Below are 24,626 nucleotides of genomic sequence, written 5' to 3'. Positions count from 1 at the left end.
AATTTAAGTAAAGTTTGCGCGAAGGAACGGTTCCTGGGGCAAAAACACATTATTGCGCGATTTTGAATCAGGAAACCGTGACTAGGAGCCAGTTTTATGCTGAATACATTTATAATGCGTTTGCCCTGTTTGTTATCATCATCAACCTTTATTTATTCTTACTTTTTATGCTATAATCTGCACATGGAAAAAACAATTCTTATTGCTGGAAAAAATATGCCGGATGCAGGAAGCTTTACGGACGGAGTTGCTTTTTCGGGCAGAAACATAATAATAACCGGACCGCAGACAGATGAAGTTCAGCCTATAAAAAAACTTACAATTGCAGAACGCAAGGCAAATCAGGCGGCTTACGAAGAAGAAAAAAATCTTGAGGCAAAATCTGGAATCTGCACAATTGAATGGAACAAATCGTCTCCGCTTTCGGCACGCTCTCTTGTGCTTCAAACGCTTACAATATTCAACAGAATGGATGAAGCGGTTCTTTACTTTGATGAAGAATGGTTTGCTTCCAAAGCTGAAAAAATGGACAGCGAGGAAATTGCGCGTGGCTGCGACGAAATGATTGCAGGCTACCAGTATCTTGCGCTGGAAATAATTTCATCTTTTCAAAAAAGAGATGCTTCGGAAGGTCCTGGAACACTTGTCTTCCTTCTAAAGGAAACTCCTTCAAGAATAGACGTGCTTCATTCCCCGGCTCTAAAAGACGGACTCAGCGCAATTGCTTCCCCTTTGGTTTCAGCAGGAAAAGCCGCATTCGCTTCATTTGCTGAAAATCTTGCGGCGGTTTGCAGCGATTCAATTTTTGTGAATATTGTTTTAATTCGCGGAGACAATTCAATGGAAGGATTCCGGCGCGATGACGAAACTGGCAGATGGCTATGCACATACTTAAACTCAATGGACGCTTCAAAATCAGGCAAAAAAGCCCAGTGGGTAAAACCGGGAGCAAAGCCTTCAAGCGGATTCAAACTTTTTAAAAGGTAAGCATATTAATAGATGGAACTTGATTTTTTAACAGAAAGCATTATAAAAGTTGCCGCAGGCGCTGTGTGCGGCGGTCTCCTTGGACTTGAGCGCAAAAGCCACAATCAGGTAATCGGAATGAGAACTTTGATTCTAATCTGTGTCTCTTCAACGTTGCTTTCGATTCTTTCTGTTTACATGGCAAAGGCGGAAGGTTTTATTGCAGCTGCAAAAGGAGATCCCACAAGGATTGCGGCTGGAGTTGTGAGCGGAATAGGCTTCCTTGGCGGTGGAGCAATAATGAAGCAAGGGCTGAACATAAAAGGCCTTACTTCTGCGGCGATAATCTGGACTGCATCAGCGTTCGGGCTTGCGATTGGAGCCGGGCTTTACATTCAAGTGGGAATCGCGCTTGCAATGGTTCTGTTTCTTCTTATGCGCCTTGAAAAACTTGAAACAAAATGGTTTCCGGCTGAAAAAACAAAAAGCCTTCACTTGTGCTTTGAAAACGACTCTCTGGACATGGAAAAACTGCGCAAAACAATCACAGCGCACGGACTGATTGTGGCAGACATGAACATGAGCCGCATTATAAAAACAAAGCAGATAATCCTGCACTACCTTGTAAAATCTCCTACAGAATACGATTTTTCCGTGCTTATAAAATCTCTTGAAGAGCTAGGAAATTTAAGTGAATTTTCAATAACAGACTGAAGGAATACTTCCTAAGGATCGTAGCGATACTTCCTAAGAGGCTGAGTAATACTTCCTAAGACCCTAAGGAATACTCTCTAAGGCTCTTAGGAATATTCACTTCAGGTCTTAGGAATACTTACTTAGGGCTTTAGGAATACTCACTTAGCCTCTTAGGAAGTATTCCTTCAATAATCGTTGAAATTGCATAAGATTAACTATAAAATAAAATCAGATAAGTCAATCCTAAAACTGAAGTTTTAATTTTAACTTTTTACAGGAGATAAAATGCTTAACATAAACAACAACACATCAAATATAAAACGCGAAATCCTTGTTAGAATCGCAAAGCTTCAGCTTCAGGGAAAACTAGAAGAAGGCGTGCATTTTATTCCGCGTGAAATGGCTCCCAGAGACAAGCCGCCTTTAAGGTGCTGCATTTTCCATGACCGGGAAATTCTCCGCATGAGAGTTCTTGCCCGCATGGGAATTTCAGTTGAAAACATTGACGAAGAAGCGACGCTCGGCTCTTTTGCAAAACAGGCATTGGAACGTGAAAAACCGACCTGGCCAATGCTTACAGTTCTTGACGAAGCCTGCAACGGCTGTGTAAAAGCGCACTACATGGTTACAAACGCCTGCCAAGGATGCTACGCACGCCCCTGCATGGTTAACTGCCCGCGCAAGGCAATCACCGTAGACAGAAGGGCGACTATAGATGAAAAGCTTTGCATCAACTGCGGAAAATGCATGGAAAACTGCCCTTACCACTCAATTATAAAAATTCCTGTTCCTTGCGAAGAAGCCTGCCCGGTTGGAGCAATTTCAAAAGACGAAAAAGGACACGAAAAAATCGACTATCACAAGTGCATTTTCTGCGGAAACTGTATGCGTGAATGTCCGTTCGGCGCAATGATGGACAAAAGCCAGCTTGTTGATGTAATAAAGCACATAATGAACTGCAAGAAAGTTGTTGCCCTTTACGCGCCTTCTATTGCGTCCCAGTTCAAGGTTACACCAGGCCAACTTGAATCTTCTTTGATTGCGGCGGGATTCAACCGTGTATGGGAAGTTGCAATCGGTGCTGACATCTGCGCCGACAACGAAGCCCGAGAATTTGAAGAGCGAATGGCACGCGGAGACAAAATGATGACAACTTCATGCTGTTCCGCTTACGTCCGCGCAGTTCATAAACACGTTCCTGCTCTTATCCCATGCGTTTCTGAAACAAGAAGCCCCATGCACTACACTGCGGAAATCGCAAAAAAAGCCGACCCTGACTGCATAACGGTTTTTATAGGACCTTGCCTTGCAAAAAAACGCGAAGGATTCGATGACGACCTTGTTGACTATGTAATAACTGTTGAAGAAATTTCGGCCTTGTTTGAAGCGCGTGAAATAAATGTTGCGGAAATGGACAAGAGGCACGAAACAATAATTCCTACAGCCAGCGGAAGAAATTTTGCGCGTTCAGGCGGCGTAATGGAAGCTGTTGCGCTCCGTTTAAAAGACAAATCCATTCTGCGCCCCGCAAAAATCAACGGACTTAGCAAAGCCGGAATGAAAGTCCTAAATGCTTATGGCCTTATAAATTCGGGAAAAATTCCTGCAAAGCCAGACACCCCGAACCTCATTGAAGTAATGTCTTGCGAAGGCGGATGCATAGCAGGACCCTCTGTAATCACAAATGTAAAACAGGCCGAACTCCAGCTAGAAAAATATGTGCAGGACGGCTCTGCAAACACAATAGACGAGCAGGAAAAATAGTGCAAAATTGGAGAATATTTTATTAATAAAGTAGAAATAAAAATAGGAAATACTCAGAAAACAGTTACTATTGTTTCTCGAAATTCAAGAAAATCAATCTCTGAAAATGATTCAGAAATGGACAAAAGAGCTGCTTATGCAGTAAAAGCCGCAATAAAAAAAGCAAAGGTTTGCAAAAAACCTGTAGCAAAATATGATGCCGTTCAAAAAAAGCGTATATCGAATATGCAAATGGAACAAAAAAATATCTTTAATAAAAAGAATAACCCATAAATTCCAGCGGACCAGTTAACAGTACCCCCCCCCGTGGTATTATGCCCCAGAAACTATTTTACTGGAGGCAGTATCATGAAAAAGGCTGTAAAAACATTTTTTGCTTTGGCGGCAATCTCTTTGGCACTCTGCTCGTGCTCAGATTCTGGAAGCAGCGGAAGCGATGGCGACAGTGGAACTGAAAACCGTGTTCTTGATTTGAGAATTCAAAACGGCGGAGTTGCCCGCTGGATTGAAAAGGAAGTATCTGGAACTTACGAGGCAGAAACAGACCTTGTTAAAGTAACCGCGGAATCTGACGGAATGCACTTTACAATTAAAAATCCGGCAACTTTAGCAGGCAGCGATGAAAAATACAAAGAAGGCTGCAACTGGATTGGCGTTTACCGCTTGGAAAATATCGGCGGAGAAGAAATCCAAACAACTTTGGCAGTTGTAGACAAATCACCTTTTGAGCCTGGACACTGGAATAATGAAACTTGGATAGAACAAGAGCCAGCTAAAGAAATAAATTTTGTCTATCCATTATGCGAAGCCGGAGAACAGTATAAATTCAAAGTTCAGATTGAGCCACAAAGAGGACTAGATGAAAATGGCATAGAAAACCCTGTTGACCGTGACCATGGCTATTTCCACTATCTTACTTTAACTGCAAAAGGCGGAATCGGCGACATTGACTATTCAAACTTAAAAAACGGCGAATGGGTATTTGCATCTTACAGCGACAACAAAGCAACAGTCTGGATTGAAAATGTAATTCCTCCGCAGGACAGCGTTGTAAAAAATGTAGGAACTTATATCGATATTTTCTATGGCGACAAAGACTGGGATACCCTTGGGAAAACTGACTGGTACTGCTCCTATAAAAATCCTAGCGCAGTTGAAGAAAATGTATCTATTGAATTAGAACGCTGGGATGGTAAGCCAATCTCAGAACTTTCAAATACATTCTTTGCGCAGTACACTTTTACATTTGAAGTTCCTGACTGCCCGCAAGTATCGCAGTGGCGCACAGTAACACTTGAAAGCGACCTTGTTTCTTTAAATTAAATCCAATATAAAAAATAAACTTTGGGCTTCCGTATTCCGGGAGCCTTTTTTCATTATGACACTTTTGCATTTTATGTCTAACACTTCACTAAAAATCAGATTTGTGTTAAAATTGTAAAATATTCAAAAAATTCAGTTTGTGTAAGGATTACAAGATGAACAAGATTCTAGAAAAACGGCAGCTTTCAGAAACCGTTTATTACATGAAGTTTGAAGCCGCGGACATTGCAAAGAACCGCAAGGCAGGACAGTTCCTGATTGTTCAGTACGATGATGAAATGGGAGAAAGAATTCCGCTTACAATCGCAGATGCAAACGCAGAAGAAGGCTGGGTTGCAATTGTTTTTCAGGCTGTTGGAGCAGGCACAATGAAAATAGCGCGCCTTAATCCGGGCGACTATCTTGCGGCGGTTCTTGGTCCTTTGGGAACTCCGTCTAAAATAGAAAAATACGACGCTCCAGTTCTCTGTGTTGGCGGCGGAATCGGAACAGCTCCTCTTTATCCAATCGTTCAGGTCTTAAAGGCAGCCGGAAACAAAGTAATTGTTGTAATCTGCGCGCGCACAAAAGACCTTCTGATTTTTGTTGATGAAATGAAAGCAATCGCAGATGAAGTTATAATTATGACTGACGACGGAAGCGCAGGACGCCAAGGAGTTTCCACAGTTCCAGTCGAAGAGCTTTGCCAGTCGCAGACTCCTCCAGCAGAAGTAATTGCAATCGGCCCTCCAATAATGATGAAATTCGTATGCGCCACAACCGCAAAGTACAATGTAAAAACCACAGTTTCGCTCAACACAATTATGATTGACGGAACAGGAATGTGCGGTGGTTGCCGTGTAAGCGTAGGCGGAAAAATCAAATTCGTTTGCGTTGACGGTCCCGACTTTGACGGACATCAGGTGGACTGGGCAAATATGATGACGCGCATGAAAAGCTTTAAAGACGAAGAAGAAAAACACAAGTGCAGACTCGGAATGTAAACTGGACGGAGAAAAAATATGAGCGAACACAAAACAGTAGAGCAGCTGAACGAAATTGCTGCAAATGAATATAACAAAATAAAAGGAAAAACACTTACAAATAAAGACCGCATGGCAATTCCGCAGATGGAGATGCCTTCCGGAGAGCCTTTGGTACGTGCAAGGCAGATGACAGAAGTTGCGCTTGGCTACACAGCAGAGCAGGCAATTGTTGAAGCAAACCGCTGTCTTCAGTGCAAGAACCAGCCTTGTGTTTCAGGCTGCCCTGTAAATGTTCAGATTCCAAAATTTATTGAGCAGGTTGCAAAAGGCGAATTCAAAGCGGCAGTTGACATTATAAAAGAAACAAATCTTCTTCCTGCAATATGCGGACGCGTATGTCCTCAGGAAAAGCAGTGCCAGGGACAATGCACAGTTGGAAAAGTTTACAAGAACGCAGAAAAATCAGTTAGCATAGGACGCCTTGAACGCTTTGTAGCTGACTGGGAACGTGCAAACAACCTCGTAACTTCCCCGGCAATCGCTCCTTCAACAGGAAAAAAAGTCGCAGTCGTAGGTTCAGGACCTGCAGGGCTTACTGTTGCAGCAGACTGCCGGCGCGCAGGACACGATGTTACAGTTTTTGAGGCATTCCACAAAGCCGGCGGTGTAATGGTCTATGGAATTCCAGAATTCCGTCTGCCAAAATCAATCGTTCAGAATGAAGTTGAAAACCTAAAGAAAATGGGCGTAAAATTTGAAATGAGCACCCTTGTTGGACGCACAATGACGGTTCAGCAGATTCTCACGGAAAAAGGATTTGACGCCACATTTATCGGAACTGGAGCCGGTCTTCCAAAGTTCTTCGGAATTCCTGGCGAAAACTACATCGGTGTATTCAGCGCAAATGAATATCTTACACGCGCAAACCTGATGAAGGCTTACGACACAGAGCACGCCGATACTCCTTACTACCACGCAAAAACTGTTGTTGTCTGCGGAGGGGGAAACGTCGCAATGGACGCGGCAAGAATGGCGTTAAGGCTTGGAGCTGAAAAAGTCTACGTTGTTTACCGCCGTTCCCGTGTGGAAATGCCGGCACGCCGTGAAGAAGTTGACCACGCGGAAGAAGAAGGCGTAATCTTTAAATTCCTTGAAAACCCGGTTGAAATTCTTGGAAGCAGCGAAACAGGAAAAGTAACAGGAATAAAAGCCTTGTCCTATGAGCTTGGAGAACCGGATGAAAAAGGAAGGCGCCGTCCAGTTGAAATAAAAGGAAGCGAACATGAAATTCCTTGCGACGCTGTAATTGTTGCGCTCGGAAACAATTCAAATCCGCTTATTCCTGCGACAACTCCTGAAATCAATGTGGATGACCGCGGACACATCACGGTTGACGAAAGCCAGGAAACAAGCATGACAAAAGTATGGGCAGGAGGCGACATTGTTCTAGGTGCCGCTACCGTTATTCTTGCAATGGGCGAAGGAAGAAAAGCCGCCGCAAGCATAAACGAATATCTTGCAAAGTAAAAATTAATGAGCTGTCCTAAAAAAGGGCAGCTTTTATTTTTTCCAGCTTGAAATAAAAAGTCCGCAGATTGTCATTGCCGCGCCGCAGATTCCCATCAGGCTAAGCTTTTCCCCAAGAAATATAAATGCAAAAATAACAGTAACAACAGGAATCATATAAAGACCGGCGGAAACTTTCACAGTTCCAAGAATTTTGCAGGATTTGTTCCATAAAGCAAAACAGCCGGCAGAAGCCATAATTCCAAGAAAAAGCAAATTTCCCCAGTTGGCAAGGCTTGAAAATCTTTTTATGTTGAAAGCCGCATCAGTGTTAATAAAAACAGAAGAAGTTTTTTCAGCTCCAGTTCCAGACAATGCAAGCGGAATCATAAAAATCAGCGCAAAGAAAAAAATCCGGCGCGTGCTGCAAACAATGTCGTATTTCATGGAATTTATTTTTGAAACAAACAGCGAATAAAATCCCCAGCAGATTCCGGCAAGAAGAGCAAGCAAATCGCCTTTCGGACTAAAATGAAATTCCGCATTTCCGTTAAAGCTCACAAGGGCGACTCCTGAAATTGCAAGAATAAATCCTGCGACAAAGCTTTTCGTAATGCATTTTTCCTTCAAGAAAATCCGCGCAACAATCGCCGTGAACATAGGACAAATAGAAACAATTATGCTTACATTTGAAGCCGTTGTAAAAGAAATCGCAATGTTTTCAAAAAACTGATAAAGCGTAACACCGGTAAGTCCCGCCAGCGCAAATGAAATATTTTCTTTCTTGCTTTTTAAAACAAGCCTTTTAGGACGCATAGCCCAAAGACCAAGATATGCCGCCAAAAAACGGACAACCAGAATCTCAAATGCAGAAAAATCATTTAAAAGCGATTTTGTAGAAACAAAAGTTATTCCCCATATAAAAACTGAAACGCAAGCCAAAAAAATTCCAAACGCCGAAGCCGCACTTATTTTTTTCATGCGCTGATTATATCGAATTTTCTAGCTGAATAAAATAACTTTTGCCCAAGGCAAAAACATTCTGATTGTTGCAACCGCGTGAGCGGGGAATTCTATAGTTACTTTGCAACAATCAGAGGATGTCCAATAAGTTCTGAATGTCATTGCTGAACAATTTCTAAATGATTGTAATATATGCATTTAGAATTTCGGGTCAAGTCTATAAAAGCCTATAAATGACAAAAAAGATACTTATTGGACATCCCCATTATTGCGCGATTTTGAACCAGGAAACCGTGTCTGAAAGCCAGTTTTATGCTGAATACATTTATAATGCGTTTACCCTGAACTTTTGCCTTGGAAAAATTGCAATTTTTGAGCATTCAATATATAATCGATAAATATAAAATATCTGTCATTGCTGTACAACGGATAGATACGGCAATCTCACACAAGCAGATTATCGGGTCAATGTCAGACAATGACATGAAAATAAAATAATTAAAAGCGGGACGTTTTATGCTAGAACTGAATGTGAACACAAAATCACCTGCGGCAATAACTGCTGCCTTAAAAAAAATAAAAGAAATGATTTTCACAGGAACTGTCGCAAAAGACACAGCAATTCATCTGATTCTTGAGCCGGGTTCTTACAGAGAAACAGTGCGGTACAATCTTTCAAATCCGCTGGCAATAGAAAGCGTTCCCGGAACAAAAGCAGAAGACTGCGTAATTCTTGCCGACAACTGCGAGGCTTACAACAAAGGTCAGCAAAATCGGGCTGTGTTTTCTTTCGGACCAAACGCGACAAATGTTTCTCTCAAAAATTTTACAATTTCAAATACGCACGTAAAAACTTCCGAGGAACTTTATTCTGCCGAGGATTCTGCAGAAGCCCTTGCCTGGAACAACACAACTGGTACATTGTTCTGTGAAAGAATCAAACTTGAAGGACACCAGAACACGCTTTTTGTAAAAGGATTCAGCTGGTTTTTGAATTCAAGCATTTCAGGCGATGTTAATTTTATTTACGGAGAACCGGACACTTGCCTTTTTGAAAACTGCGCAATTGAAGTGATTGCAGACAACAGAGGCGACTTTGACGGATTCGCAATCAACAGCCACGCAATAGCCGAAAAAACAGGATTCGTATTTACAAACTGCCGCTTTCTCGGAGAAAAAAGAAAAAAGAATTTTGTGTATGCCTGCAGAACAGATGGAGCCGGAAATTCAGAAAGCAAAAAAGACTGGGACAGCATTGCTTTTATAAACTGCATTTTTTCTGACATCTTTGCACAGGAACTTTTGTGGGACGATGACATGAACCTTGAAGTTTATCCGCGCGGAAACGCAAAATGCGGAATCAGGGAATACAATTCAAAAATAGCTTTAAAAGGCGGAAAAGTTACAGAAGCCGACACAAGCAAAAGAAATATAAAATCTTACACGCTCACAGAAGATGATTATTTCAACGGATACGCAAGCCGCTATCTTATTCTGCACGACACTCCGTTTGCAGAACTTTTATCCAGGGAATAATATGAAAATAATTACTTTTGGGGAACTTCTTCTTCGCTTACAGCCGGAAGGTTACTACCGATTTGTTCAGGTAGACAAAATGACTTCAACGTTCGGCGGAGCTGAAGCAAATGTTGCTGTTTCGCTTGCAAACTTTGGCGAAGATTCTTTTTTTGTTACAAAACTTCCTTGCCACGAAATAGGGCAGAGCGCAGTCAACAGCCTTAGAAGATTCGGCGTAAAAACTGAATATATTGTGCGCGGCGGAAACAGAGTCGGAATATACTTTAATGAACGGGGAGCAAGCCAACGTCCGTCAAAATGTATCTACGACAGAGCAGGCTCGGCAATCGCTTTAAGCCAAAAATCAGACTTTGACTGGAACAAAATTCTTGAAGGAGCAGATTGGTTTCATTTTACAGGCGTAACTCCAGCTCTTGGTGGAGAACTTCCTGAAATCTGTATTGAAGCCTGCAAAACCGCAAACGCAAAAAGAATTCCTGTAAGCTGCGACTTAAACTACAGAAGCAAGCTTTGGTCAAAGCAGCAAGCAAAAGAAACAATGGAAAAAATCGCTCCGTATATTGACATCTGCATTTCAAATGAAGAAGACGCGATGGATGTTTTTGGAATAAGCGCGGACGATACAGACATTGAAAACGGAAAGCTCAGCAAAGAAGGTTACAAAAATGTAGCCCGCAAACTTTCAGAAAAATATGGATTCAAAAAAGTCGCAATAACACTGCGCTCTTCTATAAATGCAAGCAGAAATAAATGGGCAGCTCTTTTTTACGATGGAACTGATTGTTTTTTTAGCCGTGAATATGACATGGCAATTGTAGACAGACTTGGAGGCGGGGACAGCTTTTGCGCCGGACTGATTTATTCTATTTTAAGAAATGAAAATAGCCAGCGTGCTGTTGAATTTGCAAGCGCAGCTTCATGCTTAAAGCACTCAATTGAAGGAGACTTCAACATGGTCTCCGTGGAAGAAGTTGAACATCTTGCGCACGGAGATTCAAGCGGAAGAATCCAGCGTTAAGCCATCTGCATTGCCTGTGCAAAGCTTACCGGGAAAACTCTCATGTAAGGCTTAAGCACATTAAAAACTTTTTCAAACCCTAAGTTTTCAAAAGCTTCCTTTGTTACATTTATAAATGTACATCCAGTTTCTTTTGCAAGAACTTCAAGACGGCTGTTTGCATCCGCTGCATTCTTTCCTGAGGCAACCACGGATACGATATAAGTTTTTGAGTTTTTACAGTTGCGATGCAAGTTCAGCAAAAGCCATTCGTATTTGTTTATAAATTCATCCATATTGAAATTTTCAGAAGAACATTCTTCTTATCCAAAGTTAACAAAAACTTTCGCAGGATTCAGTTCATAAACTCCGCTTTCAAGCAACTTTAACGAATCAACAAGCTTAAGTCCCTGCACGCTTCTGTCGTAGATTTTTCCGCCCATTTCCTCATTGTTTGCAAGCTCATTTATATTCATTCTTGAAAAATAACTTGAGCCGAAAAATACAACTCCGCCGCTTTTTCCCATTTCATTCAATGTCTTAAAGTCATCAATTCTTTCTTTAACATCCATCATGCGGCCTCCTTTTTATACAAAGCAAGTTTTTTGTCATATTTCTTGTTTATAAAATAAACCGGAATATTTATGCTTACAATTGCAAGATTCAAAACATAAACTACCAAAACATAGTTGAAACTTCCAAGAATTATTTTTGCTGAAATTCCTGCAATGTAACCAACAACAATTAAAAGTATAAAGCGCAAGCTCATGTTCTTCGCAGTCTTTGACTTTATATTTTTCACAACTGAAATCGGCCACGAAAGCCCAAAACAAACAAGCATCGCTGTTTCCAAAATCTCTGGCATATCAAACCTCCAAACTGAGAAAAAGATAGCAAATTTTTTTTATAATTACCAATATATTGTTTTTATTAAATTAATAAGTTATACTTATGAATAAAAAATGGAACTGAATCAAATAAAATACTTCCTTGAAGTTGCAAAAAACGAACACGTTACAAAAAGCGCGGACAATCTTCACGTGGCCCAGCCTGCGCTCACTCAGTCAATTCACAAGCTGGAAGAAGAACTGGAAATTCCTTTATTCAAGCACGACGGACGGAACATAAAACTTACAACTTACGGACAATGGCTTTATAAAAAGCTCACGCCAATAGTAAAAGAAATAGATGAAATTCCTGAACAGCTAAAGACAATGGCAAACCTTGAAGATTCGACAATCCATTTAAATATTCTGGCGGCTTCCACACTTATAACAAACGCGATTATCGAATACAAAAAAATAAATAAAAAAGTTCATATTCAGCTGAATCAAAACGACCAGACAGACCTTTACGATATTTGCGTTACAACAAAACTTTTTTATCAGCAAAACGAAAATGAAAAAGACAGTGTCTTTGTTTGTTCTGAAAAAATTTTTCTTGCTGTTCCAAACATTCCGCGCTTTTCCAATTTAAAATCAATTTCCCTTGAAGAAGTAAAAAATGAAAATTTTATCGCGCTGTCCGGCTCAAAGCATCTGCGCACAATTTGCGACAAATACTGTCACGAAGCGGGAATCCGCCCGAATATTATTTTTGAAAGTGATAATATTTCAGCTGTAAAAAATACAATCGGAGCAAACCTAGGAATCGGGTTCTGGCCGCAATATTCCTGGGGAAAACTTGACACAAAAAAAGTTTTGCTTCTTGAAATAAGCGATCCTGTTTGCAGCCGCGACATTTTAATTTCCTATAAAAAAAACAAACTTGACTGCTCGCAAGTTGAAAAGTTTTACAACTTCTTGACAGATTATGTATCTTCAAAAGAAAAAGCAAGTCTTGGGCAAACACCTTGACCGCTGCAATAACTTTTTGTTAACCTATAAATATAAATGGGTAACAAAAATCTTTCAACAAAATATGTAATCTTAAAAATTCTTCGGGAAGCAAACGCACCTGTTTCCGGGGAAGAAGCCGCAAAGCTCGCTGATATTTCCAGAGTTTCAGTTTGGAAAGCGATTCAGTCATTGCAAGCTTCCGGCTATGGAATTTCTTCAACACGCGCAGGATATTTTCTTGAAAAAGATTTAAAGGACAGTCTGTTTCCCTGGGAATTCGGCGCAGAAGAAGAACTTTTCTTTCACTTTCCGGAAACTGAATCCACGATGACAGAAGCAAGAAAAATCGCGCAGGAAAATTCTTTCAGCAAAAAAATGGAAATCATAACAGCGGACAAGCAGACAAAAGGGCAGGGACACTCAAGCCACAAATGGACAACAACAAAAGGCAGCCTCGCCTGCACGTTGATTACAAGAAGCGGAATCGCAGTGTCCTATTCACACCGCGCAACAATGGCGGCTCAAATTGCAATCGTAAAAACTTTAACTGAAATGACAGGAAGAAAATTCTACGCAAGGTGGCCGAACGACATCTGGAGCGAAAACGGAAAAGTCGGAGGCATTCTTGATGAGATTTCTGCAACCGGCGGAAAATGCAACTGGCTCAATATAGGAATCGGAATAAATTTAACTTCGTGCCCAAAGATTCCAAACACAGACTGCGCAGTAAAATCAGATGCAAAGTTTTCACGCAAGGAATTTCTTTCCGCATTTTTAAAAGAGTTTAAATCAGCGGAAGAAAAATTGCAGCAGGAAGATTCATCTCTCGTTTGTGAATGGAACAACCTCTGCTTTGACAACGGAAAAAAAATCCGCCTTGAATCCGAAAAAAATATTTACACATTCAAAGGAATAAACGCATTTGGCTTTGCATTGCTGGAATCAAAAAATCAAAACCGCATTTTAATTCCCGGTCAAGACAGTTTTATAAAGTAAAAATTTATTTTTCTGAACAAAGAACAAAAAAAATAAACATTGCAAAAGTATTGACCCAATGTAGGGTAATAATGATATAATGAATTGTTATTTTTTATAAAAAGGAAAAAATTAAAAAGCTGCATTGGATTGGCATTTTTATCAATTTGCATTATTTCTTGCGCATCTACAAAAATTTCAACAGAAAAAGTTTTCGCAGATGAAAAAGAGTTTATCACATCAGGCAATGCTTTAGATTATAAAATCGGAAAACAGCTTAAAAAAGAAACTCTTTCTGAAAAAAGCAGTCATGTTTCCGTAAAATATTCTGAAACTCCAGTTCCAGCAAATGTCTACAAATTAACTTTGGAAAATGGTACTTATGATTTTACTTTGAAGTCAATTCCAACAGGACTTATGAGCGCAAATGAAGAAAAAAAGAGCGCAATGATTCCAGAAATTCTTTTATACGATGAAAACTTTAATCTTATTGCGAATGAAAATTTAACAGGAGCCGCAACTCCACCTACAACTTTTGAGCCGTTCTTGTTCATGGTTACAACAAACTGGAACATTGCAGAATCAGGAACTTATTATCTTGTTGTAAAAGCCGATATGTCATCTGATCAAGGACTTACTCTGGAAGTGTTCTATCATAACCGCGTTGCAACACATACAGCACTGCACAAATTCCGCCGTGTTCCTTATGGAAAATATAAACTGCTGATAGAAAAAATGTAAAAAAATATCTGTTATATTCTGAATAACAAATCAAGAAAATGAACTGCTGCAAGATTTTATTTGCGGCAGTTTTTTTTGTTTAAAGACAAACTACATCAATCGCCTTGACTACAAGTACACATTCCGTTAACCTAATAAAAAACTTGGGTAACGAAAAAAGGTAAATTATGAAATCACAAAAATCAGGAACAAACATTATTCTTACGGCTTTATTTGCGGCTCTTATTTCAGCCTCGTGCTTTATACAAATTCCGCTGCCGGTTGGCATTCCAATTATTATTCAAGACATGATGTGCATGCTTTCCGGGATGCTGCTTGGACCATTTTACGGAGCTTTGTCCGTTGTAATTTTTTTAATTCTCGGAAGCTTGGGGCTGCCTGTTTTTTCAGGCAAAGGTGGAATCCAGCATTTGATTTCAGGGCCAACAGGCGGATTTCTTTTTTCCTACGCAATCGGAGCTTTGGCAGGCGGACTGATCCTTGCAATTTTTCTTTCAAATAAAAAAGAGCACTCAAAAATAAAATCGCTGATTGTTATATCGCTTGCGGCAATCGCTGCGACTGTAATTATTTTTGCAGGCGGAATCCTTGGCTTCATGCGCGTAACACAAAGCGGACTTGAAAAAACTTTGGCAACAGTTTTGTTTCCGTTCATTCCGGGCAACATTATAAAAATAATTTTAATGGTGCCACTCACTTACAAATTCCGCCCGGTGATTTTCCGCTACACAAATTCGTAAAAAATGAAAGCACTCGAAGTAAAAAACATTTCAAAAATATTTCCGGACAAAACAAAAGCACTTGAAGATATTTCATTTTCAATTGAGCAGGGAGAATTCTGTGTAATCGCAGGCTCAAACGGTTCCGGGAAAAGCGTTCTAATGTCGCTGATTGCAGGACTTGATGAACCGACCGGCGGAACAATTGACTTATTCGGAAATTCCGCAGGGCTTGTTTTTCAAGATGCCGACTCGCAGATTTTAGGCGAGACTCCAGAAGAAGATGTTTCATTCGGCGCAAAAAATTACGGACTGAAAAAAGATGAACTAAAGCAATGCGTTGAATCTTCGCTTGAACAGGTTGGACTTCTTCACAAAAAAAATGCCTACGCAAGAAGTTTGTCCGGCGGAGAAAAGCGGCGGCTTGCAGTTGCCGGGATTCTTGCAATAAACAGAAGCGTTATAATTTTTGACGAGCCGTTTGCAAACTTGGACTGGCCGGGCGTAAAGCAAGTCTGCATGATTCTGAAAAAACTAAAAGAAGAAAAAAAAACAATTATTGTGCTGACTCACGAGCTTGAAAAAATCCTTGCACTTGCAGAGCGTTTCATTGTCTTGGATAAAGGAAAAATCAGATTTGACGGTTCACCGCAGGAAGGCTTGTCGCAAAATCTTGAGCAGTGGAGCATAAGAAATCCAATCACGCAATATTCAAGCCTAAAGGATTTATTATGGCTTTGAGTTTGTTCGCTTACCGAAAAGGAAATTCCGTTCTGCACAAAATTCCTTCAATTGCAAAACTTTCATTTCTTTTTGTGCTGTGCATTTTTACTTACAGCGGCGGAATGTCTGTTACTTGGGAAGAACTTTTTTCACGGAAGATTGTTATAAAACTTTCCGGATGCTTTTTTGCAAGCCTGACGCTTTTTTTTCTTTCCGGCGCAAAATGGAATTCTATAAGGCAGCTGAAATTTGTTTTTGTAATCGGCGGATTTGTAACTTTGGTAAAACTGATTCACATTCCGCTTTGGCTGGACAAAGATTCTCTTGCCTACGGAATTTTGTATACGGTCAGGTTTTTTATAACATCGCTTGCGGCCCAAGTTATTTTTGAAACAACTTCACCGTTACAAATACAAAACGCACTGGAACTTATTCAAAACGGAATTTCAAAACTGATTCCGCCTATAAAAAAATGGAATCCTGCGCTCACAATCTCGCTTGCAATAAATTTCATTCCGGAAATTTTTGAAACTTGGAATAAAGTGGAGCTTGCGGTAAAAGCACGGACGCAAAAAAATTCAAAATGGAAAATAGAAATTTTAATACAAAAATTTTCAACATTTTTTTCTTGTATTCTTCACAATGCGGAAACAAAAAGAATGGCAGTTTTAAACAGGAGCAAAATTTCAAATGAATAATTTTTTACATGAATTGGAAAACGCAGTTATAAACGAAAATCACAAAGTTACAAAAGAAGAAGCGATTCAGCTTTACGAAACAGAACAAGCATCCGAACTTTTTGGAGCGGCAGACAGAATCAGAAAAAGTTGCTGCACAAACTCAAGCAGCGTTTGTTCAATTATAAATGCAAAGATGGGTAAATGCGGCGAAAACTGCAAATACTGCGCTCAGTCTGCTCACTGGAAAACTTCATGCCAGACAACTTCAATTATTCAGCCGCAAGAGTCAATAAAATTTTGCGAGCGTGCATTAGAAAATCACGTTTCAAGAATTTCACTTGTAACTTCCGGGCGCGGACTTTCTGGAAAAGATTTTGAAGCTGCAATAGAAAATTTTAAAGCGATAAAAGAAAAACTTAAGGACAAAATCAAACTTTGCGCTTCGCTTGGAATTCTTTCTTTTGAACAGATGCAGGAATTGAGGCTTGCCGGAGTTGAACGCTACCACCACAACATTGAAACCGGCAAAAATTATTTTGCAAACATCTGCACAACGCATTCTTACAACGACAGAATCCAGACAATTTTAAATGCAAAAAAAGCAGGACTTGAAATTTGCAGCGGCGGAATAATCGGACTGGGAGAATCAAGAGAAGACAGAATCGACCTTGCGCTTGAGCTTCGCAGACTTGAAGTTCAGTCTGTTCCGATAAATATTTTGACACCGATAAAAGGAACTCCGCTTGAAAATGCTGAAAAAATTTCGCAGAAAGAAGCGTTAAGAACAATTTCTGTTTTCAGATTTATAATGCCAAGCCAGACAATAAGATGCGCCGCCGGAAGAAAAAGCTTGGGCAACAACGGAGAAGATGCATTCTTGACAGGAGCAAACGCGCTTATTTCCGGGGATTTTCTGACAACGCCCGGCTCAACCAATGATGAAGATATTTCCATGCTGAAAAAACTCGGCTACAGAATCGAAAACTGAAAAAAATTGGGATGTCTAATAAGTTCAAATCCTAGAGGTCATTAAGCGTGTCGAAATGACCAAGTACATTCATACGGTGGTTTCGACATAATCAAAAACTAAAGTTTTTGGCTTGCTCAACCACCGCATATTCAACTTCCAGGACATACCGTAATGCTGCCAATGATTTCATTGATAAACAAAAAAATTACAGTTTGCTTCAGTGTAGGAAAGTTCACAGAAAAATCACTCAACTGAAAGTGTTCCCTTGTGGAGAGCATCGCAATAAATGCATCGGTACTCTTTTTTTTCTCTGTTGACAAGTTTAAATTCCTGCGGAACATAGTGTTCTGTAATTGTAATGCAGCGAGGGTTTTTACATTCAATCACATTTTCAATTTTTTCAGGAAGCTCCATTTTTATTTTTCTAGTTATCTTTGAATCCTGAATTACATTTACAGTTATGTTGGAATCTATAAAGCCAAGAACACTGTAATCGATATTTATAATGTTGTCGATTTTTATTATATCTTTCTTGCCTGTTTTTTTAGATGAAGCATTCATAATCAGAGCAGTAGAAAAATTCACCTTGTCCAAGCCAAGCCACTTAAAAACTTTCCAGCCAGTTCCAGCCTGAATATGATCGATTACAAGTCCATTTTTAATTTCAGCGATATTAATCATCAGAGTGCTCCTGTAAGTTTTGCAATAAGCGCCATGCGTGCAAACATTCCGTATTTAACTTGCTTAAAATAAGCAGCGCGCGGATCATCATCTACTTCTGGAGCAATTTCATTTACACGAGGAAGCGGATGAAGAACAATCATATCCTGTTTTGCAAGTTTCATTTTTTCTTTGTTCAGAATATAACTGTCTTTTAGGCGGATATAATCCTGCTCATTGAAAAATCTTTCTTTTTGAACACGAGTCATGTAAAGAATATCAAGCTCACCGATTACATCTTCCAAACGTTCAGCTGTTGCAAATTCTATTCCGGCAGGCTTAAGCAAATCTTCTGTTATGTAAGAAGGAACTTTCAGCTCTTCCGGACTGATAAAAACAAATTTGTTGTTCTTGTAGCGGCTCATTGCCTGAGTAAGAGAATGAACTGTTCTTCCGAATTTTAAATCACCACAAAAACCAATTGTGTGTCCTTCAAATCCGCCTTGAAGCGCACGGATTGTAACAAGGTCTGTAAGTGTCTGCGTTGGATGAGAATGTCCGCCGTCGCCCGCATTGATTATAGGAACTGGACTATATCTTGAAGCAAGCAATGCCGCACCTTCTTTTGGAGAACGCATCGCAATAACATCAACATAGGAACTTACAACTCTTATTGTGTCCGCCAAAGTTTCGCCTTTTGTAGAAGAAGTGTAGCTCGCATCAGCAAAACCTTCAACAGTTCCGCCTAAATGAAGCATAGCAGCTTCAAAAGAAAGCCTGGTTCTTGTGCTCGGCTCAAAAAAAAGTGTCGCAAGAATTTTCCCACGACACACATCCTGAAAAGAAGCTGGATCTACAATCATCTGTTCTGCCAAAGAACATATTTCATCAATTTCACTGACGGTCAAATCCGCCGGTTCAATAAGATGTCTTCCTTTTAACATTCAAGCCCCCTAAAATTTTCGCTATCATATCACAAGGGGAAACTTTATGCAAATAGGTTATACAGTCGTTGGCAAAACGTTTCTTATATCAAGCGAACCGTCCGAAAGCTGCGAGCTGTATTTTTTTCCGCCGTAGCAAATAGTCAGTTCCTTCATGAAGACAGTTCCCTGTTCAGTATAAAGCCGTGCATCTTCAAATTTTCCGTCGCGCCATTTTATGTCCGCAAGAATATTTCCTTTAAGGCAGACTTTTGTAAGAGAACCGCTTTGCCATTCCGCCGGCAAATTTGAAAGCAAGGAAATTTCCACACGGCCGTTTTTTATTTTGCTTGAAATAATCGAATCCGCAGAACTCAAAAGGAAAGTGTCAAAATTACTTGCAGTATTTGATTCAGGCATTTCTTCTTCAGCGCATTTTATTTTCTGTATAATTGAGCTGTAGTTTATAAAAAGCTTTTCTGAATTTTTAAAGCCAAGATACTTCATTGCCGCCAATGTGTTTTCAAAAAGCTCTTTTATAATTTTGTTTTCAAAAACATTTTCCAAAGCAATATATGCAACAGTACCACTTCTTGTTTCATATCCATCTGTAAAAGCCGGACTAAGAGAAAGGAATTTTTTGTCTTCAACAGGAACAAGGTATTCCGCAAAAAAATCACAGGCTTTCTTAAAAAGATAAAAATGGCGCTTTAAGAATTTTCGGTCAAGCGAATATTCATAGTAATCCAATGCGGCTTTTGCAATTGCACAGGCACCAAGCGGAGTATAAGAATTCCTAAAATCTACACCGCACGGAACAGAGTCGCCCCAAATGTCAGTTGAATTGTGCAAAACAAAGCCTTGACATCCGTACATTTTTTTTGCAGTTGCCTTTCCGCGCTTATAAATTCTTTTTGCAAGCTTGAACAAAGGAAGATTTATTTTTTCCAGTCCAAGAATTCCAGAGCTGTATCTATAGAAATTTCCGTCCTGCAAACTGAAATTTCCGGCGTTTTTTTTGTCCGTCCAAATTCCGCTTGCTACAGAAGGAAGCGTTGCCTGTTCCTTGCAGCTTGAAATAAACTTGTACTTTGAATAAATCCAATCAAGGAATTTTGCGGCTTTATTGTCTTGGCAAATTTCATCGACTGATTTTCCGTCAGTTTCAAGTCCGTCCAAAGAAAGAATAGAACGCTGATTCCATGCGGAAAATTCCAAAGCCTGATCAGTCTTTAAATTTTCGTAGGAAGTGCCGGAAGCAAAGCAGATTTTTTTCAATGCAATGTCCGCGCATTTCGACGCAAAAATCATCGGGTTTCTAAAATTATTTCCGCCTTTATTTCTAAAACGTCTTTTTCTGTACGCGCTTTCAACGTCAATGTAAAGCGTAACGTCATCGGCTTTTTCTATAATCAGATTGTCTCCGTGAGTAAAAACCGTTCCACCTGAAGCAACAGCCGTAACCATCGCAGCAAAAGGGATGCCTGAATCACACAAAGCTACAACTGTATCTTCTGTAAGATTGTATTTCTTCGGAAAAGTTTCGCCTTCAATCTTGAGCCTAAGGAAAATGCTTTTTGGCATGGAAGCTGAAATGTGGTAAACCAAAACATCGGAAGAAGCGGAAGCAAAACATTCGCGCGTAAAAGTTACATAGCTTCCGTTTGTTCCGCTTGAAAGATCCACTGTGCTTGGTGCGGCAGACTCAAGAGAAAAACTTGAAGAGCAAATTCCGCTGGAAAAATCAAGCTCGCGCCTGTAAGAATCATAAGAAGAAAAAGTTCCCTTGTCGCCAGAGTCCGGCCCTAAAAGCCCTTGATGCTCAGCGTCATAAAAATCAATCGAAACAATTCCTGCGCTTTTATAATAAGCCTGAGAAATTGGAGCTCCGGAAAAACATTCAAAAATTTGCTCCTGCGCCTCAAGCTCGCGTCCCTGATTCAGCAAAGCCCTTATGCCGTTTACAGCTTCCTTTGCATTTTTATTATTTCTATCTGAATAGCGACAAGACCATATAGACTCTTCATTCAAATATATTTTTTCGTGTCCTGTTCCGCCAAAAACCGTCGCGCCGATTCTTCCGTTTCCAACAGAAATAGCTTCACCAAAATTTTCAGCAGGATTTTTATACCAAATAGATTTCATGCAGACAATTTTAACACAGTCATAGATAAATTTCTACATTGCATTTTCTTCAAAATTACAATAACCTAGACGCATGAATTTTATTGACTTTGAAAACGTTTCTTTTTCATATCCGCCAGTCGAAGGCGACCTTGACGAAAACGGAAAACAGATTGTTCCTTCACCGGTTTTTGAGCATTTTTCAGGCGGATTTCCCGGAGCATTCACAAGCATAATCGGACCGAACGGCTGCGGAAAATCAACGCTCATGCTTCTTGCCAGCGGAAGACTCATTCCTTCGCAGGGAAAAGTAAAACTTCTAGGCCAGAACATTGCAAGCCTTGAGGAAGAAAAACGGAATCTTCTAGCTTCTGTAATTTATCAGAACATGGAATTTGAAAGCAGTGAAAAAGTTGAAAACCTGCTTTCTTTTGTTTATAAAAACGGAGAACTCAAGGCAAACGCAAAAGGAATTAAGACAGAAGACTTGTTCAGCGAAGTTGTAGATAAATTCGAACTTTCTTCTGTCATGAACCACGGGCTCACAGAAATCAGCAAAGGTGAAAACCAGCGTGTTCTTTTGGCATTCAGCCTGCTTTACGGAAGCGCAGGAATTTTCATGGATGAGCCTCTTTTTGCAATGGAAGACCGCCAGAAAAATTCCGCACTTAAATACTTGCGTGAATATTCTGAGGCAACAAAAACTCCAATGTTCATTTCAATGCACGAACTTGACCTTTCACGCAAGTACGCAGAAAAAGTCCTTTTAATTTATCCGAACAAAGATATGTCTTACGGAACTCCAGAAGAAGTCATGACAAATGATGATCTTGAAAAAGCCTACGGAATTCCTGCGGCAATGCTCAAGCACAACGAAGACATGACAAGAGAATTTCTTTCGCATCAGTCCGAAGCCATGTCTCCAAAGTCAAAATAAAATCCTAAATTTGCAGCTCTCCATTTTTGAGGACTGCAAATTCAGTTCCGTCTTCATACTTGATTACAATACTAGGCTCTTTTACAACTCCGTCAAAGTGAATCAAAGAAGGCGCGTCTCCATCATAATTTTCCCCGATTGCAAAGTGGCAGGTTCTAAAGGCTTTTTCATCTTCAAGCATATTTCCAGTAATTCCAGCGGCAGGATTCAAGCCGATTCCAAGCTCCCCGATATTCCTTGCGTTTTTCGCATAAATTTCGCCTTGCCCTTTCGGAAGCTTTCCTGAATTTTCCATGAAAACCGCATCTTTTTCTGCCTGCTGAATATCCGTTAAAAGCCTTTTTGCCTCTTCTTCACCAGTAACTTCTGAAACAAAGCCCTTTTCAACTTTGACGCAAATCGGAGTCTTTAAAATTGAATCTCCATCGCTAAATGTCATGCTTCCGTCAAAGACAATAGTTCCCTCGCAAGTTCCAACAACAGGACTTATAAAAGTTTCTCCAGCGGGAATGTTTCCACCGCTTCCCGGCTTGCTGAAATCCCCGTCGTCAACCATGCCTTTTCGTCCTTTCAGCCCAACAACAATGTCCGTTCCACCAGGAGATGTAACATGAACTGAAACTGCATTTTCGTATTTTTCGCAAAGTTTTTTGCAGCGTTCTCCAAGCAGTTTATAGTCAATGTTCACAGTTCTATTGAACATATCTTCTGTAAGCCCAGGAGTCCATACCGCACGGATTGATTTCTTTTCAGAAAGCAGCCAGTCAAAAGTGTTGTCGTAAAGTTTTCCGTCCGCAGCTTTATAAGGAGAAGCAATCGCCTTTTCATCTTTTCCAAGCTTTATTTCCGAAATTGAAAAAATTACATCCGGCTCAGATTTTATTGCACCCACAACAGTTTCTTCTGCAAAATCCGCGGAAGTTTTTTTAGTCTGATAAATAAGCGTTGGCTTTGCACCGGAATCAAGAGCCGAGGTAAACAGGTTCTGCGCAATAACGCTTGTTTCAGGATTCGCAATTATTAAAACTTTTTCGCTTTTTTTTATTTTGCAGACATCTTCTATAACAGTCTGCGCCGGAGTCTTTTCTTTTTTTCCAAACAAATTCATTTTTCCTCCCAAAAACTCTAAACATCCAAAATTATAACGAAAACCCAAGCCAAATGCTATTGCGCGGTTTGAGCAGTTTTTAAAAGTTGAAATTTTTCTTCCATGTTAATATAATAATTTGGTATTATTTTTTATTTAGAGGCATTTTATGGCTATGGTAATTCTTACATTGAACTGCGGATCTTCTTCTGCAAAGTACCAAGTTTATGACTGGGACAACAAGGAAGTTTTAGCAAACGGTGTAGTTGAGCGCATTGGAATTGAAGGCTCATGTATCACACACAAGGCAAAAGGAAACAAAACAGAAATCAAAAGCGCCTGCCCTACGCACAAGGAAGCAATCGAGCTTATTTTGAATACAATCACAGACAAAGAAATCGGCGTTATCCCTGATATGTCTGTAATAAAAGCTGTAGGACACAGAGTACTTCACGGCGGAGACAAATTCACAAAGTCTGTTCTTATAACTCCAGAAGTTCTTGAAACATTCCGTTCTGTTGTTGGCCTTGGACCTTTGCACATGCCGGCAAATATAATGGGAATTGAAGCCGCGCAAAAAGTAATGCCGAATGTTCCGCATTGCGCCATAATGGACACAGCATGGCACCAGACAATGCCAGAAGAAACATTCATGTACGCAGTTCCACGCGAATGGTACACAAAGTATGCCGCACGTCGCTACGGTTTCCACGGAACATCGTTCCTTTACACTGCAAAAAGAGCGGCTGTTCTTCTCGGAAAAGAACCAAAGGACACAAACCTTATAATCTGCCACATAGGAAACGGCTCTTCAATGTGCGCTGTAAAAAACGGGCAGTGCTACGACACTTCAATGGGAATCACACCGCTTGAAGGCCTTATAATGGGAACAAGAAGCGGAGACGTTGACCCGGCTCTTCCATTCTACATCATGCGTAAAACAGGAATGTCCCCAGAGGAAATGGACAAAGCCCTGAACAAAAAATCAGGATGCCTTGGAATCACAGAAAAATATTCAGACCGCCGTGATATTGAAATTGCCGCAGCAAACGGAGATAAGCTCTGCCAGCTTTGCATCGAAATGGAAGCATTGCGCATAAAAAAATATGTAGGCGCATACATGGCTGAGCTCGGACACGTTGACGCAATAGTGTTTACAGCCGGAGTTGGAGAGCGCGGACCTATCACACGCGGAAAATCCTTGAGCGGACTTGAAAACTACGGAATCAAAATCGACGCACAGAAAAATGAATGGTCATTCACAGGAAACGCCGAAACCTGCATTTCCGCAGATGACAGCAAGACAAAGATTTTTGTAATTCCAACAGACGAAGAGCTTGTTATGACAGAAGACGCATTCGCCCTTATGCAGGGAACTTATGACATTCACACACACTTCACTTACAGCTTCCAGTCGCCGGACTATGTAAACAAAGCACGCGAGGAAGGACTTAAAAGCGATCTTGTAAAACGCCCGAATATTGCTAAAGTAATCGCGCGTCCTCCAAAGAAATAAAAGTTAGCAAAAAC

27 protein-coding genes are annotated in these 24,626 nt (G+C 40.3%); 19 read left to right on the top strand and 8 right to left on the bottom strand.

Translation table 11 applies throughout. From position 1 onward, the window contains the following. The first annotated feature begins 183 nt into the window (after positions 1-183). From TRESU_RS00510 to gltA, 7 genes are all read left to right on the top strand, one after another. A complete protein-coding gene (locus TRESU_RS00510; protein WP_041611846.1) occupies positions 184-987 on the top strand; it encodes a hypothetical protein in 804 nt (267 codons plus the stop codon). 12 nt (positions 988-999) lie between these two features. Further along, a complete protein-coding gene (locus TRESU_RS00505; RefSeq protein ID WP_013700377.1) occupies positions 1,000-1,680 on the top strand; it encodes an MgtC/SapB family protein in 681 nt (226 codons plus the stop codon). A 267-nt stretch (positions 1,681-1,947) separates the two neighbouring features. Then, positions 1,948-3,426 carry a monomeric [FeFe] hydrogenase gene (locus tag TRESU_RS00500; protein ID WP_013700376.1) on the top strand — a complete coding sequence of 493 codons (1,479 nt, stop codon included), beginning with the start codon at positions 1,948-1,950 and terminating at the stop codon, positions 3,424-3,426. Positions 3,427-3,543: 117 nt separating this feature from the next. Continuing rightward, entirely contained in the window at positions 3,544-3,699 is a 156-nt protein-coding gene (locus TRESU_RS15330) for a hypothetical protein (RefSeq protein ID WP_215904936.1), read from the top strand. A gap of 75 nt (positions 3,700-3,774) precedes the next feature. Continuing rightward, entirely contained in the window at positions 3,775-4,749 is a 975-nt protein-coding gene (locus TRESU_RS00490) for a hypothetical protein (RefSeq protein WP_013700375.1), read from the top strand. Positions 4,750-4,904: 155 nt separating this feature from the next. Further along, positions 4,905-5,732, top strand: coding sequence for a sulfide/dihydroorotate dehydrogenase-like FAD/NAD-binding protein (locus TRESU_RS00485; protein ID WP_013700374.1), 828 nt, complete (start codon positions 4,905-4,907; stop codon positions 5,730-5,732). A gap of 18 nt (positions 5,733-5,750) precedes the next feature. Beyond that, positions 5,751-7,241 carry an NADPH-dependent glutamate synthase gene (gltA, locus tag TRESU_RS00480; RefSeq protein WP_013700373.1) on the top strand — a complete coding sequence of 497 codons (1,491 nt, stop codon included), beginning with the start codon at positions 5,751-5,753 and terminating at the stop codon, positions 7,239-7,241. 33 nt (positions 7,242-7,274) lie between these two features. Here the strand turns inward: gltA and TRESU_RS00475 are convergent, their stop codons facing one another. After that, positions 7,275-8,201, bottom strand: coding sequence for a DMT family transporter (locus TRESU_RS00475; protein WP_013700372.1), 927 nt, complete (start codon positions 8,199-8,201; stop codon positions 7,275-7,277). A 215-nt stretch (positions 8,202-8,416) separates the two neighbouring features. Between TRESU_RS00475 and TRESU_RS15030 the strand changes: the two genes are divergently transcribed. From TRESU_RS15030 to TRESU_RS00465, 3 genes are all read left to right on the top strand, one after another. Further along, a complete protein-coding gene (locus tag TRESU_RS15030; protein ID WP_169309721.1) occupies positions 8,417-8,581 on the top strand; it encodes a hypothetical protein in 165 nt (54 codons plus the stop codon). Positions 8,582-8,699: 118 nt separating this feature from the next. Beyond that, a complete protein-coding gene (locus TRESU_RS00470) occupies positions 8,700-9,719 on the top strand; it encodes a pectinesterase family protein (RefSeq protein ID WP_052299470.1) in 1,020 nt (339 codons plus the stop codon). Position 9,720: 1 nt separating this feature from the next. Beyond that, a complete protein-coding gene (locus TRESU_RS00465) occupies positions 9,721-10,740 on the top strand; it encodes a sugar kinase (RefSeq protein WP_013700371.1) in 1,020 nt (339 codons plus the stop codon). On the opposite strand, the gene TRESU_RS00460 is transcribed toward TRESU_RS00465, so the two are convergent. The 3 genes from TRESU_RS00460 to TRESU_RS00450 are packed head-to-tail and all read right to left on the bottom strand — an operon-like array spanning position 10,737 to position 11,584. Further along, entirely contained in the window at positions 10,737-11,015 is a 279-nt protein-coding gene (locus TRESU_RS00460) for a hypothetical protein (RefSeq protein ID WP_013700370.1), read from the bottom strand. The two genes, TRESU_RS00465 and TRESU_RS00460, sit on opposite strands and share 4 nt — an antisense overlap. Before the next feature lie 27 nt (positions 11,016-11,042). Then, a complete protein-coding gene (locus TRESU_RS00455) occupies positions 11,043-11,291 on the bottom strand; it encodes an SGNH/GDSL hydrolase family protein (RefSeq protein ID WP_169309720.1) in 249 nt (82 codons plus the stop codon). Beyond that, positions 11,291-11,584 (bottom strand): hypothetical protein, encoded by a 294-nt coding sequence (locus tag TRESU_RS00450; RefSeq protein WP_013700368.1) that lies wholly within the window; start codon positions 11,582-11,584, stop codon positions 11,291-11,293. Before TRESU_RS00450 ends, TRESU_RS00455 begins: the two co-directional genes overlap by 1 nt. A 97-nt stretch (positions 11,585-11,681) precedes the next feature. Here TRESU_RS00450 and TRESU_RS00445 point away from each other — a divergent pair, with 97 nt between their 5' ends. The 7 genes from TRESU_RS00445 to bioB all read left to right on the top strand — a co-directional run bounded on the left by TRESU_RS00445 (position 11,682) and on the right by bioB (position 17,383). Next, on the top strand, positions 11,682-12,575 hold the full coding sequence (locus TRESU_RS00445; RefSeq protein ID WP_013700367.1) for a LysR family transcriptional regulator: 894 nt from the start codon (positions 11,682-11,684) through the stop codon (positions 12,573-12,575). Positions 12,576-12,611: 36 nt separating this feature from the next. Then, complete coding sequence (locus TRESU_RS00440) at positions 12,612-13,553, top strand: biotin--[acetyl-CoA-carboxylase] ligase (protein WP_013700366.1); 942 nt, start codon at positions 12,612-12,614, stop codon at positions 13,551-13,553. A gap of 129 nt (positions 13,554-13,682) precedes the next feature. Beyond that, complete coding sequence (locus TRESU_RS00435; protein WP_013700365.1) at positions 13,683-14,273, top strand: hypothetical protein; 591 nt, start codon at positions 13,683-13,685, stop codon at positions 14,271-14,273. Positions 14,274-14,440: 167 nt separating this feature from the next. Further along, positions 14,441-15,013, top strand: a complete 573-nt coding sequence (locus tag TRESU_RS00430; protein WP_013700364.1) for a biotin transporter BioY — start codon at positions 14,441-14,443, stop codon at positions 15,011-15,013. Between the two features lie 3 nt (positions 15,014-15,016). Then, the gene (locus TRESU_RS00425) at positions 15,017-15,733 is read left to right on the top strand and encodes an energy-coupling factor ABC transporter ATP-binding protein (RefSeq protein WP_013700363.1); all 717 of its coding nucleotides are present in this window, start codon (positions 15,017-15,019) and stop codon (positions 15,731-15,733) included. Beyond that, on the top strand, positions 15,724-16,413 hold the full coding sequence (locus TRESU_RS00420) for an energy-coupling factor transporter transmembrane component T family protein (RefSeq protein WP_013700362.1): 690 nt from the start codon (positions 15,724-15,726) through the stop codon (positions 16,411-16,413). Before TRESU_RS00425 ends, TRESU_RS00420 begins: the two co-directional genes overlap by 10 nt. Then, entirely contained in the window at positions 16,406-17,383 is a 978-nt protein-coding gene (bioB, locus tag TRESU_RS00415) for a biotin synthase BioB (protein WP_013700361.1), read from the top strand. Before TRESU_RS00420 ends, bioB begins: the two co-directional genes overlap by 8 nt. 225 nt (positions 17,384-17,608) lie before the next feature. Here bioB and TRESU_RS00410 read toward each other — a convergent pair whose 3' ends face one another. Genes TRESU_RS00410 through TRESU_RS00400 form a run of 3 tightly spaced genes read right to left on the bottom strand, consistent with a single transcriptional unit; the run spans position 17,609 to position 21,093 of the window. Next, on the bottom strand, positions 17,609-18,046 hold the full coding sequence (locus TRESU_RS00410; protein ID WP_013700360.1) for an aspartate carbamoyltransferase regulatory subunit: 438 nt from the start codon (positions 18,044-18,046) through the stop codon (positions 17,609-17,611). Then, positions 18,046-18,969 (bottom strand): aspartate carbamoyltransferase, encoded by a 924-nt coding sequence (pyrB, locus tag TRESU_RS00405; protein ID WP_013700359.1) that lies wholly within the window; start codon positions 18,967-18,969, stop codon positions 18,046-18,048. Before pyrB ends, TRESU_RS00410 begins: the two co-directional genes overlap by 1 nt. 57 nt (positions 18,970-19,026) lie before the next feature. Continuing rightward, positions 19,027-21,093, bottom strand: a complete 2,067-nt coding sequence (locus TRESU_RS00400; protein ID WP_013700358.1) for a glycoside hydrolase family 95 protein — start codon at positions 21,091-21,093, stop codon at positions 19,027-19,029. Between the two features lie 73 nt (positions 21,094-21,166). Between TRESU_RS00400 and TRESU_RS00395 the strand changes: the two genes are divergently transcribed. Then, complete coding sequence (locus TRESU_RS00395) at positions 21,167-22,009, top strand: ATP-binding cassette domain-containing protein (RefSeq protein WP_013700357.1); 843 nt, start codon at positions 21,167-21,169, stop codon at positions 22,007-22,009. 4 nt (positions 22,010-22,013) lie between these two features. Here TRESU_RS00395 and TRESU_RS00390 read toward each other — a convergent pair whose 3' ends face one another. Further along, positions 22,014-23,117: an aminopeptidase gene (locus tag TRESU_RS00390; RefSeq protein WP_013700356.1), complete on the bottom strand. Its 1,104-nt coding sequence runs from the start codon at positions 23,115-23,117 to the stop codon at positions 22,014-22,016. Between the two features lie 154 nt (positions 23,118-23,271). Between TRESU_RS00390 and TRESU_RS00385 the strand changes: the two genes are divergently transcribed. Next, entirely contained in the window at positions 23,272-24,612 is a 1,341-nt protein-coding gene (locus TRESU_RS00385; protein ID WP_041612103.1) for an acetate kinase, read from the top strand. Positions 24,613-24,626 lie beyond the last annotated feature (14 nt).

This window comes from Treponema succinifaciens DSM 2489 (assembly GCF_000195275.1).
Lineage (GTDB): Bacteria > Spirochaetota > Spirochaetia > Treponematales > Treponemataceae > Treponema_D > Treponema_D succinifaciens.
The sequence above is the reverse complement of the archived record's forward strand: the minus strand, read 5'-3'. Positions and strand labels throughout refer to the sequence as shown.